Origin of the sequence: Marinomonas sp. TI.3.20 (assembly GCF_038155025.1) — a bacterium.
GTDB classification, from domain to species: domain Bacteria; phylum Pseudomonadota; class Gammaproteobacteria; order Pseudomonadales; family Marinomonadaceae; genus Marinomonas; species Marinomonas flavescens.
The window spans coordinates 1-284 of the sequence record NZ_JBAKAS010000109.1 but is presented as its reverse complement, the minus strand read 5'-3'; the positions used below and the strand labels follow the sequence as shown (position 1 = coordinate 284).

The window sequence follows — 284 nt, the reverse complement described above, 5'->3', positions numbered from 1 at the left end:
ATCAAATTTAGTAGACATATGCGTTTCCATTTATCCTATCGAACTGCAGCAGCCCTTGTGAGGCTGCCGCGAAATCAATTCGCACTTTTAAAATAGTACGACCCCTTAGATTTAAAGCTTAGATTTCTGCGCTTAGATTTCTAACAACAAACGCGCTGGATCTTCTAAAAGCTCTTTAATTGTTACCAAGAATTGTACGGCTTCTTTACCATCAATCATACGGTGGTCATAAGAAAGTGCTAAATACATCATTGGTTGAATCACAACTTGACCAACTACTGCCA

1 protein-coding gene is annotated in these 284 nt (G+C 38.7%); it reads right to left on the bottom strand.

All coding sequences use genetic code 11. The annotated features are described in order from the left end of the window. Window positions 1-132 precede the first annotated feature (132 nt). A partial coding sequence (locus tag V6259_RS19775; RefSeq protein WP_341585988.1) for a 2-oxo acid dehydrogenase subunit E2 occupies window positions 133-284 on the bottom strand: 152 nt, incomplete at its 5' end.